Annotated in this window: 8 protein-coding genes; 2 read left to right on the top strand and 6 right to left on the bottom strand. The window is 65.1% G+C overall.

The window, feature by feature from the left end:
- Positions 1 to 100: 100 nt before the first annotated feature.
- Positions 101 to 3,061, bottom strand: a complete 2,961-nt coding sequence (locus VL973_RS09670; protein WP_325283812.1) for a TonB-dependent receptor — start codon at positions 3,059 to 3,061, stop codon at positions 101 to 103.
- A gap of 229 nt (positions 3,062 to 3,290) precedes the next feature.
- Here VL973_RS09670 and VL973_RS09675 point away from each other — a divergent pair, with 229 nt between their 5' ends.
- On the top strand, positions 3,291 to 4,400 hold the full coding sequence (locus VL973_RS09675) for a LacI family DNA-binding transcriptional regulator (protein ID WP_325283813.1): 1,110 nt from the start codon (positions 3,291 to 3,293) through the stop codon (positions 4,398 to 4,400).
- 86 nt (positions 4,401 to 4,486) lie between these two features.
- Positions 4,487 to 5,893, top strand: coding sequence for a sugar porter family MFS transporter (locus VL973_RS09680; RefSeq protein ID WP_325283814.1), 1,407 nt, complete (start codon positions 4,487 to 4,489; stop codon positions 5,891 to 5,893).
- A 109-nt stretch (positions 5,894 to 6,002) separates the two neighbouring features.
- Here VL973_RS09680 and VL973_RS09685 read toward each other — a convergent pair whose 3' ends face one another.
- From VL973_RS09685 to VL973_RS09705, 5 genes are all read right to left on the bottom strand, one after another.
- Positions 6,003 to 6,881 (bottom strand): SMP-30/gluconolactonase/LRE family protein, encoded by an 879-nt coding sequence (locus VL973_RS09685; protein WP_325283815.1) that lies wholly within the window; start codon positions 6,879 to 6,881, stop codon positions 6,003 to 6,005.
- 14 nt (positions 6,882 to 6,895) lie between these two features.
- Entirely contained in the window at positions 6,896 to 7,690 is a 795-nt protein-coding gene (gene xylB / locus VL973_RS09690; RefSeq protein WP_414712230.1) for a D-xylose 1-dehydrogenase, read from the bottom strand.
- Positions 7,691 to 7,743: 53 nt separating this feature from the next.
- Positions 7,744 to 8,892 carry a fumarylacetoacetate hydrolase family protein gene (locus VL973_RS09695; protein ID WP_325283817.1) on the bottom strand — a complete coding sequence of 383 codons (1,149 nt, stop codon included), beginning with the start codon at positions 8,890 to 8,892 and terminating at the stop codon, positions 7,744 to 7,746.
- 138 nt (positions 8,893 to 9,030) lie between these two features.
- Positions 9,031 to 10,605: an aldehyde dehydrogenase (NADP(+)) gene (locus VL973_RS09700; protein WP_325283818.1), complete on the bottom strand. Its 1,575-nt coding sequence runs from the start codon at positions 10,603 to 10,605 to the stop codon at positions 9,031 to 9,033.
- 29 nt (positions 10,606 to 10,634) lie between these two features.
- Positions 10,635 to 12,770, bottom strand: coding sequence for an alpha-glucuronidase family glycosyl hydrolase (locus VL973_RS09705; protein ID WP_325283819.1), 2,136 nt, complete (start codon positions 12,768 to 12,770; stop codon positions 10,635 to 10,637).
- Positions 12,771 to 12,863 lie beyond the last annotated feature (93 nt).

Raw genomic sequence — 12,863 nt, forward strand, 5'->3', positions numbered from 1 at the left:
ACCGATCGCCCGCATCCCATCCTCCCCACAAACAAAAATGGCCGGCCCCGCACGGGACCGGCCGGTCTGGCACTTCATGCAAGAAGCACCGGAATAGTCATCAGAAGTTCGCGCGGATACCCGCCAGCACCTGACGCCCGGGAAAATAGGCGTTGAAGGTGGCGTTGTCGTAACCGAAGGTCGTGCGGATCGGTTCGTTGGTGATGTTCAGCACGTCCAGCGTCAGGCGGAACGCATTGTCCATGAACGGCAGGGTATAGCCCGCCGACATGTCGAGCTGACCGCGCGCATCGGCCAGCAGCGGCACGGGAATGTTGTTCTGCGGACCATTGGCCGCGATCACGCCGTCCTGCCAGACATAGTTCAGGCTGACCGAAGCGCCGCCGCTCTCGAAAAAGCCCTGCAGGTTATACTGGAACTCGGGCACGCCCGGCGCCACCAGCCCGCTTTCCGAGCTTTGCGTGATATAGGTGCCGTTGGCCGAAAAGCCGAGGCCGTCGATCAGGAAGTCCAGCGGCTGGACCCAGGTGCCCTCGACACCGCGGATACGCAGGCTCTGCAGGTTGACCGGCCGGTTCACGGTGATCGCCACCTGCTCGATCGCGACGCCCGCCGCACGAGCACGGTCGGTCAGCGCGTTGGCCTGTGTCGCCTGCAGCGAGCTGAACGGGATGTTCAGGTCGCCAAACGCCACCTGCTGCTGCTGGGTGACGGTAAAGCCCTCGATGCTCTTCTGGAACAGCGCCACGCCGATATAGCCGATGCCGCCGGTATAGAACTCGCCACCCAGGTCGAGATTGTCCGACAGATAGGGCGACAGGTTCGGGTTGCCCGCATTGGCGATCTGTGCCGCCGGGTCGGAGAAGGTGACGCCCGGCAGGATTTGTCCAGCTTCGGGCCGGGTCAGGCCCTTCGATGCGGCGAAGCGCAGCTTCAGATTGTCGAGCACGTCATAGGCCACGTTGAACGACGGCAGCACTTCTTCGTAATCGCTGTTCGCCTCGATATCGACGATGGTGTTGCCGACCTGGCTGGGGCCGAGCACGCGCTGGTCGGTCCAGACATAGCGGAAACCGGCATTGGCGCTGATCGGACGACCGAACAGCTCACCCTGCCCATTGATCTCGACATAACCGCCATAGACAGTTTCATACACGTCGCCGGTCGCACCGCCCGTGACCGCGCCACGCGTCTCGGGGGCGTTGTCGCGGAACTCTTCATAATTGGTGGCGGCGTTCAGCGCGTCGACATCGGGGATGATGAAGCTGTTGAAGCCGAACGCATTGGGCGACAGGAACCCGAAATTGGTGAACGGTGAACGGTTCAGATATTGCGGGATCGCCGTGGTCGGCACCGTGCCGGTCAGGCCGGCACAGCTTGTGCCGCAAACCGACGCCTGAAACGCGTTGGTGTTGTCATAGGCGCGAACGCTGCGTTCCGCCTCGTCATAGGCGGCGCCGAACTTGATGTTCAGCGCATCGTCGCCCCAAGTGAAGTCGAGGTGCGCGCCACGCGTTTCGGTTGCGCGGCGGACATTCTGGACGTTCACGCGATACCATTGCCAGCCAAGGTTGGGATCGCCCAAGTCCACATTGGGAATGATGAGCGGCTGGGTGGTGTCGCCGGTGTTATCATACGTCACCTCGACACCCGAATTGGGCGCGGTCTGGAACGCATAGGTCGGCTGTTCGCGGAAGAAGTCGCTCTTGCCGTAATTGCCCGACAACTGGATCGTCAGCGTGTCGCTGGGCTTCCAAGTCGCGCTGGGATTGACGTTCCAGAATTCGGTATCCTGACGGAATACGCTGGTTTCCGAGAAGAAGGACGAATTGGCGAACACGCCGCTGGTGACGACATTGTTCTCGTCCACCGTCACGTCGAACGGCACCATGCCACCCGTCGACTGCGGCGTCGTGCCCGGCCCCGAATTGCGGACCTGCCAGTTCATGTTCGAGCGCAGGTAATCGCGCGTCGAATGGGCATAGATGCCATCGATGTTGATGTGCAGCGCGTCGGACGGACGCCATTCGACGGCGGCGACGGCCGAAATACGCTCACGCGTGCCCTCGGTATAGACGGGGCGGCCCAGGCGCGGCAGCAGCGCGCTGGACAATTGCTCCAGCGACAGGCCCGATGTCTGGGTGATGTCATAAGGCTGTCCGGCGACAAGGCCGCGGCCCACATTGGCGGGCACCAGATTGGCATAGCTGAAACCATTGCCCTCTGGCGGCGACTGGTTGCAGCCCGTGCCGCAGGCGAGGTTCGCGTCGGCATAGCCAATCGTGTCGTAACCATCGACCCGCGTCGGCTGGCTGACACCCGCCACGCCGACCAGGATACCGAATGTATCGCCGAAGGTGTGGCTGCCGACGATCGCCCCGCGCGGACCGACTTCGCCGTTGGTTTCGGTCCAGTTACCCTGCGCCACCAGCGTCAGATGCGTGCCCGGCTTGTCGAACGGGCGCGCGTTGCGAAGGTTGACGGTACCGGCAATGCCGCCTTCCAGCGTCGATGCGGTCGCCGACTTGGCGACGTCCAGACGCGTGAACAGCTCGGACGGGAAGAAGTCGAGATCGACTTCGCGGTTGCCGCCGCCCGATCCGTTGGTGCCGCCATCGGATGCGACGGCGAACTGGGCACCGTTCAGCAGCACCTTGGAAAAGCTGGGACCCAGGCCGCGGATCGACACCTGCGTGCCTTCACCGCTGATGTCGCGGTTCAGGCGGACGCCGGGAATACGGTTCAGCGTTTCGGCAAGATTGGTGGCGGGCAGCTTGCCGATATCCTCGGCAAAAATCGAATCACCGAACGCGACCGAATTGCGCTTGGCATTGGTCGCGCTCTGGATCGACGCGCGAACGCCGGTAATGACGATATCTTCCTGCATCGCCGGCTGATCGCCAGCGACCAGTGCCTCAGGCGGAGGGGTCTGCGCCGGCACGGCTTCCGGGGGCATCGGCGCGGTGCCGTCCTGTGCATAAGCGGGCATCGCTACGGCCATCAACGGCAGGATGGCGACCGACATGAGCGCGGTGCGGCGGACTTGGGCGTATGGAAACATTCAATCCCCTCCTGGACAATGCCGGTCGATGCCGGCTTCAGGCGAAAAGCGCTGGTAACGCTATCAACCGGCGCGGTAAGGCCAAAAAAACGGAGTGTCAATTCTTCGGCCTGACCAAGATGGTCAATGCGTCAGATCGTCGGCAAGTGTTGCGGCCTTGCCACGCGCGGCGGCGGAGATTGCCAAGCCGCCAACCCCGCCTTATCGCTGATGCAACTGGGAGAGATTGATGCGCGCGACACGGCGGGGACAAGGCGGCGTCACGGTTCAGGATGTCGCACGCGCGGCCGGGGTTTCGGCCATGACGGTCTCACGCGTGGTCAATGGCGGCCAGAATGTCCGCGAAAGCACGCGGGCAGCCGTTATCGAAGCGATCGATCGCCTGCAATATAAACCCAATCCCGCCGCCCGATCGCTGGCCGTTGGCGAAGCGACGCAGATCGGCCTGCTCTATGCCAATCCATCGACCGCCTATCTCAGCCAGTTTCTGATCGGCGCACTGGCCGCGGCGCGGCGCGCAGGTTGCCACCTGGTCCTCGAACCGTGCGAGGGCGAAAGTGCCGAGGAACAGGCAGAGGCGACTCGCCAATTCGCCGCGACCGATGTGCAGGGCGTGATCCTGCCCCCGCCGCTGTCCGAATCGCCACCCGTCCGCGCCGAACTGGAAGCGGCAAACATCCCGTCGGTGTCGATCGCGATGGGGCGGCGGGAAGCCGGCAGCCTGAACGTGCGGATCGACGATTTCGAAGCAGCGGCGGCGATGACGCGGCACCTGATCGAACTGGGCCACCGCGATATCGGCTTCATCCGGGGCCATCCGAACCAGGTCGCCAGCCATGAACGCCATCGCGGCTTCATCCACGCCGTCGAAGCCGCCGGCATCGAACCTGGCCGGGTGCGCGTCGAACAGGGCTATTTCACGTACCGATCGGGGCTGAGCGCGGCGGAACGCCTGTTGCAGCGCAGCCCGCGCCCGACGGCGATATTCGCTTCGAACGACGACATGGCCGCCGCCGCAGTCGGTGTCGCGCACCGCCAGGGTCTGCATATCCCGCGCGACATCAGCATCGTCGGCTTTGACGATGTGGCGCTGGCGACGAACATCTGGCCGGAACTGACCACCGTGCGCCAGCCGATCGCGCAAATGGCCGAAACGGCGGTCGGCATGTTGCTGGCGCATCTGCGGAAACGCGGCGGCACCGATTTTGCCGATCAGGAAGAACTTGTCCTGCCGCACGAACTGGTCATACGCGAATCATGCGGCGCGCCGCCGGGCGATGCCCAGACGGTCGCCGCGCCACCCCGCCGCCGACGGACGGCGCGCACCGCGATGCGTTGAATACTTGCCAATCGACATGATCGCGGCATAGGTTATCGCTAACATCCAGAACGGGACGTTCCGTCCCGCGTTTTAGGGAGACGGGAATGCAAGGGGCTTCCAGCGGCGCCAACATCGGCTTTATCGGCGCGATCGTTGCGGTCGCGACGATCGGCGGTTTCATGTTCGGTTATGACAGCGGCGTCATCAACGGAACGCAGGACGGGCTGGAGGCGGCGTTCGATTTGTCCGAACTCGGCACCGGGTTCAATGTCGGCGCGATCCTGATTGGTTGTGCGGCGGGCGCCTTTTCCGCGGGACGCCTTGCCGATGTGATCGGCCGCCGCAAGGTGATGATGCTGTCGGCGATCCTGTTCCTGGTAAGCGCGCTGCTGGCCGGGATTGCGGGCAGCTCGGCGGTGTTCATCGTCGCGCGGCTGATCGGCGGTCTGGGCGTCGGCGCCGCGTCGGTGCTGTCGCCGGCCTATATCTCCGAAGTCACGCCCGCCGCGATCCGTGGCCGCCTGGCATCGGTGCAGCAGATCATGATTATCACCGGCCTGACCGGTGCGTTCGTCGCCAACTGGGCGCTGGCGGGCGTCGCGGGCAGTTCGACCGCGCCCTTCTGGTATGGATTCGAAGCGTGGCGCTGGATGTTCTGGATGCAGGCGATCCCGGCGCTCGTCTATTTCCTGGCGTTGCTGACGATCCCGGAAAGCCCGCGCTATCTGGTGACGAAGGGCCGTCATGCCGAGGCCGAAGCCGTGCTCATCAAGCTGCTGGGCGAGGATGAGGGCCGCCGGAAGGTGACGGAAATCCGGCAGTCGCTGTCGGAGGACCACCGCCCGCGCTTTTCGGATCTGCGCGACAAGGTGTCGGGTAAAGTTCGCCCGATCGTCTGGGTCGGCATCGGCCTTGCCATTTTCCAGCAGCTCGTCGGCATCAACGTCGTTTTCTACTACGGCGCGGTGCTGTGGCAGTCGGTCGGTTTCTCGGAAAGCGACTCGCTCCTCATCAACATCGTGTCGGGCACGCTGTCGATCCTTGCCTGCCTCGTCACGGTCGCGCTGGTCGACAAGGTCGGGCGCAAGCCGCTGCTGCTCGTCGGATCGGCGGGCATGACGGTGACGCTGGCGACCGTGGCGTTCGCATTCTCCAACTCGGTGACGGGTGCCGACGGCGCCGTGACGCTGCCGGGCAACTGGGGCATCATCGCGCTGATCGCCGCCAACCTCTATGTCATCTTCTTCAACGTCAGCTGGGGTCCGGTCATGTGGGTCATGCTGGGTGAGATGTTCCCGAACCAGATTCGCGGTTCGGCACTGGCCTTTGCCGGCCTGGCGCAGTGGATGGCGAACTTCGCGATTTCGGTCAGCTTCCCCTGGGCAGCGGCCAATATCGGTCTGGTCGTGACCTATGGCTTCTATGCTGTCAGCGCGCTGATCTCCTACATCTTCGTCGCCAGGATGGTGCACGAGACGCGGGGCCGCGAACTGGAAGCGATGGAGGGGTAATCGCAGGCGGGAGGGGGTGCTTCGCCGCCCCCGCCCGCTGATCTCAACGAAAAAGGGGCGGCCCGCACGATGCGAGCCGCCCCTTTTTCATGTCGGCGATCGGCGCGGTTCAGATGCGCGCTTCGGGCACCGCCACGCCGGGCACGTCCACGGTAAAGCGGAACAGGTCGCCCGCCAGCGGCTCCTTTGCCCGGCCCGCTTCGTCCAGATGCTTGGCAGCGGTCGTGGCATAGACGGTCTTCAGATCGGGACCGCCAAACGCGATCTTGGTGATGGCGCTGACCGGGAAGCGCACCGTTTCCAGCAATTCGCCCGCCGGCGAATAGCGCCGAACCGCCCCACCGGCATACAGGCCGATCCACAGGCAACCCTCGGCATCGCACACCGGGCCGTCGGGAAACCCCTCCCCCTGCGCGATGCGGACAAAGACGCGCGGGTCGGACAGCGACCCGTCCGCGCCGATTGTCGCGGCATGGATCACCTGACCCACCGTGTCGACATGATAGAGCGTGCGACCATCGGGGCTGACCGCAGGGCCGTTGGTGATCGACACCAAAGGCGTGGTCGCGACGCAATCCTTGCCGTCATAGCGATAGATGGTGCCGGTCGCCGCCTGCTCGCCATCGTCCATGCTGCCGAACCACAGCCGCCCCGCCGCATCGACGGTGGCGTCGTTCAGCCGGTTGCCGGGCTTGTCGGGTTCAGGCGCCAGGATCGCCATAAAGCTGCCATCGGCCGGATCGAAGCGCGACAGCCCGGTCTTTAGGCCCGCGACGAAATCACCCCCCGCGATCGGCAGCACGAAGCCGACCTGATCGGGCGCAGCCCATTCGCGCCGCTCCCCGGTCACGGGGTCGAGGCGATAGATGCGGCGCCGTTTGATATCGGTGAACCACAAGGCGGCTTCACGACTGACCCAGACGGGACCTTCCAGAAGCGGGCCGCCAAGCGCCCAGATGCTTTGCGGTTCACTCGTCACGACGGCCATGCAGTCTCTCTCCCTTATCGCCAGCCGGCATCGACGAAATAGCTGTGGCCCGTGACCAGATGCGCGTCGTCGGATGCCAGGAACATCACCATCGCGGCAATATCGTGCGGGAGCAAGCGACCCTTGAGACACTGGGCATCGACAATCTCCGCCTCGCCTTCGGGCGTATACCATTTCAGCTGGCGCGGCGTGCGGACATTCCCTGGAATGACACAGGTAGCGCGAATACCATCCGGTCCCAGTTCACGCGCCAGGCTGCGCGTCAGCCCTTCGATACCGGCCTTGCAGGTCTGATAGAGCGTCAGGCCCGTCAGGCCCAGATGCCACGAAATCGATCCCAGATTGATGATCGCGCCGCCGCCCCTGGCCTTCATGCTGGGCACGACGGCCTGGGCACAGAAGAACATGTGCTTCAGGTTCACCGCCACCCGGTTGTCCCAATATGCTTCGTCCACCTGTTCGATTTCGTGCCGGTCGTCATTGGCGGCGTTGTTGACCAGGATGTCGAACGCACCGTCGCTGTCGATCAGGCGCGCGATCATCGACTGGAGGTCGGCGATCCGCGTCAGGTCGACCTGTTCGAAACGGACCTTGGGCGAACCGATGCGCTCGACCACCGCGCGCGAATCCTCAACCGCGATGTCGAAGAAGGTGATGTCGGCGCCCTGACGCGCGAACCCCTCGACAATGCCCGCGCCGATGCCCGAACCGCCGCCCGTGACCAGCACGCGCTTGCCGGCAAGACTGGGATAGGCAGCGCGCGCTTCGACCTTGGGCAGTGCTTCGAACGCAGGATCGGCTTCGGCCATCGGCAACATGTCTTTCTTCGAAAAATGCGGCACCAGGGCCGGTTAGCTGTGATTCAGGCGGCGGGGGAAAGCGCCTGCCGCGATGCGAGCTGCGTCATCATCGCACGGATGCCGAACGTCCACGGCGCCGCGTCGCGCGACGTGACGACGGTGTTCGACAGGCTGCCCAACAGCGGGCTGCGGATCGTCACCACGTCGCCGACCTTGTGCGTGAAACCTCGGCCCGGTTCGTCACGGTCCTGAACCGGCGCGAACAATGTGCCAAGGAACAGCGCGAAGCCATCGGGATATTGATGCTCCGACATCGTCTGGCGCATCAGGTCGTCAGGATCGCGGCTGATCTCGTTCATCGAGCTGTGCCCTTCCAGACGATAGCCATCGGCGCCCTCGATCGTCAGGTCCAGTTCGGCGGTGCGGACATGGTCCATGGTGAAACCGGTGCCGAACAGCCGGATGAACGGGCCGAGCGCGCAGGACGCGTTATTGTCCTTGGCCTTGCCGAGCAGCAGCGCGCTGCGCCCCTCGAAATCGCGCAGGTTCACGTCGTTGCCCAGCGTCGCGCCGACCGAGCGGCCGGCGGCATTGGCGACGATCACCACTTCGGGTTCGGGATTGTTCCAGTGCGAATCCGAACGAATGCCGATGTCGCCGCCCCAGCCGATCGTGGATAGCACCGGCGATTTGGTGAACACCTCAGCATCGGGACCGATCGCGACTTCAAGATATTGCGACCACATGCCCGCATCGATCAGCGCCGATTTCAGGCGCATCGCCTCGTCGCTGCCGGGCACGACGGAGCGGATGCCGCCGCCGACGCGATCTTCCAGTTCGGCGCGAATCGATGCCGCGGCGCCGGCGTCGCCGCGCGCGCGTTCCTCGATCACGCGTTCGATCGCCGACACGGCAAAGGTCACGCCCGCTGCCTTCACGCACTGCAGGTCGAGGGGCGAGCGCAGTTCGAACTTCGCGCCGGATCCCTCGGCGCCCAGCGCGTCAAGGTCGCACAGGATGCGCCCTTCGATCGAAGCGGGGTCATCATGATCGAAAAGATCGGCGGTCGTCGGCGTCGTATCGAACACCGAATAGACGATGCCGCCGCGCAACAGCACCGGCTCCACCCCGGCTTCGGTCGCGACGCGCCCCGCCAGGATCGCGGTTTCCAGATCGGCGGGCAACGCCGTGCGGTTCCATTCCAGTGCCATCGCGCGGCCCCTCCCCCACAACCAGTCTGACTTCAACAACAATTCGCTTTGGTGATAGCGCTATCAGACGCCCGGTCGATAGGCAATCGCCCGAACCACCCCGGCGCGTGGCATTCACCGCGCGCCGGGGCGCATTCGTCAGTGCGACCAGCCGCCGTCGATGCGCGCGATCACGCCCGACTGGGCGCCTTCGTGCAGCGCCTGCGGCAGCAGTTCGGCGGGCATGTCCTGATAGCTGACCGGCCGCAGGAAGCGGTCGATCGCCAGCGTGCCGACCGATGTCGTGCGGCCATCCGACGTGGCCGGATACGGGCCGCCATGGACCATTGCATGGCCGACCTCGACGCCCGTCGGCCAGCCATTGGCGATGATGCGGCCGACGGTCTGCTCCAGCACCGGGATCAGCCGCTTGCCATCCTCATAATCGCCCGGATCGACCTGAAGCGTCGCGGTCAACTGGCCTTCCAGTTCGGACAGCACGCCGACCAGTTCGTCCATGTCGGCACAGCGCACCAGCACCGACGACACGCCGAACACTTCATGCAGATGGACCGGATCGGCCAGGAAGTCCTTGCCCGACACGCTGAACAGCGCGGCGCGACCCTGGGTCGGACCGGCCGGCTCCGCACCTTCGGCCACCTTGGTGACAAACGGGCTGGCGCCGAGCTTTTCCTTGCCCTCCTCGAACGCCTTGTGGATGCCGGCGGTCAGCATGACCTGTGCCGCCTGACCCGTCAGCGTCTCACCCGCCAGCTTGACGAACGCGTCCAGCTCCGGCCCGTCGATCGCCAGCACCAGGCCCGGATTGGTGCAGAACTGGCCCGCACCCATCGCCATGCTGGCGACGAAGGCCTTGGCCAGCGATTCGCCGCGTGCCTTCAATGCCTCGGGCATCAGGATGACCGGGTTGATCGCCGACATTTCGGCATAGACCGGGATCGGGCGCGGACGCGCGGCGGCGATCTTCATCAGCGCCTCGCCACCCCCGCGCGAACCGGTGAAGCCCACGGCCTGGATGTGCGGATTGGCGACCAACCCCTGACCGACATGGCGGCCCATGCCGTTGACCAGGCTGAACACGCCCTTGGGCATACCGGTCTTCTCGACCGCGCGGCCGATCGCGATGGCGATCAGTTCGGCCGTGCCGGGATGCGCGCTGTGGCCCTTCATCACCACCGGACAACCGGCGGCCAGCGCCGATGCGGTGTCGCCGCCGGCAGTCGAGAAGGCGAGCGGGAAGTTCGACGCACCGAACACCGCGACCGGGCCGACCGGCACGGTGCGAAGCCTGAGGTCGGGCTTGGGCGGCGTGCGCGCGGGGTCGGCATGGTCGATCCGCAGCTTCTGCCATGCGCCGTCGCGCACTTCCTTGGCGAACAGGCGAAGCTGGCCGGCGGTGCGGCCACGCTCGCCAGCGATGCGGACGGGCGGCAGGCCGCTCTCGCGGCACGCACGCTCGACCAGTTCGTCGCCCAGCGCCTCGATCTCGTCGGCAATGGCCTCAAGGAACGTGGCGCGCTCCTCCAGCGGACGGGTCGAATAGGGCAGGAACGCCTCGGCCGCGGCCGCACAGGCATCGGCCACGTCCTGGTCGCTGGCGCCGGCGAATGCGACGTCGTCGATCTCGGCCCCCTTGCTGGGGTCATAGGCGCGGAAGCGTTGCTCGGACGAGCGGCGCTCACCCGCGATGAACAGGTCGCCGGTAAGGGTCATATGTCGCGTCTCCTTGGTCGGTCGGACGATCAGTGGTGGCCGGGGGCATAGGGATGCCGGATGGCCTTGTAGAATTCGAGGTCATGTGCCGGGGGGCGAACCCCCGCCGGCAACGAACGCCCGGACACCGACTGGAAATAGGCGATGCTGGCGTCACGCCACCATATGGCCTCTTGTTTTTGTATGACAAGAAATTGCGTGATCGCCCGCGCACGTTCGGCGTCGATCATCGGCGCCAGCCGCGCCCAGTCGGCCTGCATCGCATCGACCGCGGCGACGCCCCGGTCATAACGCGCGACCAGTTCCTCCCAAACGGTGCGGCCCGATTCCAGCTTCTCGTCCCAGCCGACATGATGGAACCACAGCAACAGGTCGTCGCCCACCGTCTCGCGATCGGCAAAGCGCCGGGCGACGGGATCGGCATATTGCGCGACGGCGTTCGACCCGGTGCGCGTGCGGTCAAAACCGATGCCGTCCCTGTCGGCGCGGTGGTAATAGACCGGATTCCATTCGGGGCGGGCAAGATCATCGACCCACGGCCCCGGCCCATAATGATGGCCCGTCGCCATCAGATGCGTCAGACCCAGCGGCGTCATGTAATCCACCACCGCCTGGCGCGAACCCATCATCATGCCCACCACCGGCCGAACGAACGCCGGATCGCGCGTAAAGGTCTGACGCGCCCATTCGGTCGCGATCGTATCGGCGGCAAGGTCGGGATTCCAGGCCAGCCGGCCATAGGCATACCAGTTCGCCTGATCGAAGATCGAACCCGACCAGTTCCGGTCGCTGCCGATATTGGCGACGCCGGCCATGCCGGTGAGTTCGTGCCCGTCAAGACTGCCGTCGATGACCTTTGCGACGGTCGACCCTTTACCCTTTGCATGGGTATCAGCGGCCAGCACCTCGGTCCACATCGGCGCCAGATAGGCAAGATGCGTGGCGAAACCGAGATACTCCTTGGTGATCTGCACTTCCATCACCAGCGGCGTTTTCGGCATCGCGCCGAACAGCGGGTGAAAGGGTTCGCGCGGCTGGAAATCGATCGGGCCGTTCTTGACCTGGACGATCACATTGTCGGCGAACGTGCCGTCCAGCGGCTTGAACTCGGAGTAAGCCTGCTTCGCGCGATCTTCGGGATCGACCTCGGAATAGACGAAGGCGCGCCACATCACGATGCCGCCATGCGGCTTGACGGCAGCGGCAAGCATGTTTGCGCCATCGGCATGGGTGCGCTTGTAATCCTGCGGCCCCGGCTGTCCTTCGGAATTGGCCTTGACCAGAAAGCCGCCGAAATCGGGGATCGCGCGATAGATTTCGTCGGCCTTGGCCTTCCACCACGCGGCAACTTCCGGGTCCAGCGGGTCAGCGGTCCTGGTCTGCTTCAACTCGACCGGGGTCGACCAGCGCGCCGACAGATAGACCTTAATGCCATAGGGGCGCAGCACGTCGGCCACGGCGGCGGCCTTGGCGATCCATTCGGCGGTCAGCGTGTCGGGCTTGGCATTGACGTTGTTCAGCACGGTGCCGTTGATGCCCAGCGACGCGTTGGCGCGGGCATAGTCGACATAGCGCGGATCGGTGGCGGTCGGCAGCTTCCACCAGTCCCAGATCGACTGGCCGGAAAAGCCGCGCTCGACCGTGCGGTCCAGATTGTCCCAGTGGTTCAGCATCCTGAGTTTCACGCGCGGCCGCTCAACCACGTCCAGCCGGTCGGGCAAGGTGCCGGCCTGCGCCAGCCGCAGCAGATGGAATGCACCGTAAAGCGCGCCGACCGGACGATTGCCGGCGATGACGATCATCGGGCGTCCGCCGACCTGCGTTTCGCGGATCACGAACCCCTCATCGCCCGCACGCGACAGGTCGAGCTTGAGCGCAGCGATCCGCTGCGACTTCGGCGTGCCCACCAGGATCGCGGCCCTCGCCCCGGCTTGCCCCATCGGCCGGCCCGTCATCGACGGCAGCGCACGGCGAAGCTCGGCGATGGCCGCCGCGATGGTCGGATCGGCGGCTTCGTCGCTTTCAACCGTCGCGGCGCGGGCGGCTAATGCGGCCCCTTGCGGCGCGGGCAGCGCGTCATAGCGCATCCACAGGCGATAGCCGTCATCGGCGGCGGCGGCATTTGGCCAGACCAGAATGGTCAGCGCAGCGACCATTGCCGCCATGGCTCCGCGCAATCGTTCAAGCCGCATTTTCGCCACCTCCCCTTTGAAAATCCTTGCCGCGTCGATACGGCTCTTGTCTACCGCTGGTCTTAC

The organism is Sphingomonas sp. (assembly GCF_035490575.1).
GTDB lineage: Bacteria > Pseudomonadota > Alphaproteobacteria > Sphingomonadales > Sphingomonadaceae > Sphingomonas.

Coding starts and splice junctions, on each gene's coding strand:
- VL973_RS09705 (WP_325283819.1), bottom strand. CDS start 12,770: ATGGCGGCAATGGTCGCTGCGCTGACCATTCTGGTCTGGCCAAATGCC.
- VL973_RS09700 (WP_325283818.1), bottom strand. CDS start 10,605: ATGACCCTTACCGGCGACCTGTTCATCGCGGGTGAGCGCCGCTCGTCC.
- VL973_RS09680 (WP_325283814.1), top strand. CDS start 4,487: ATGCAAGGGGCTTCCAGCGGCGCCAACATCGGCTTTATCGGCGCGATC.
- VL973_RS09675 (WP_325283813.1), top strand. CDS start 3,291: ATGCGCGCGACACGGCGGGGACAAGGCGGCGTCACGGTTCAGGATGTC.
- VL973_RS09670 (WP_325283812.1), bottom strand. CDS start 3,061: ATGTTTCCATACGCCCAAGTCCGCCGCACCGCGCTCATGTCGGTCGCC.
- xylB (WP_414712230.1), bottom strand. CDS start 7,690: ATGGCCGAAGCCGATCCTGCGTTCGAAGCACTGCCCAAGGTCGAAGCG.
- VL973_RS09685 (WP_325283815.1), bottom strand. CDS start 6,881: ATGGCCGTCGTGACGAGTGAACCGCAAAGCATCTGGGCGCTTGGCGGC.
- VL973_RS09695 (WP_325283817.1), bottom strand. CDS start 8,892: ATGGCACTGGAATGGAACCGCACGGCGTTGCCCGCCGATCTGGAAACC.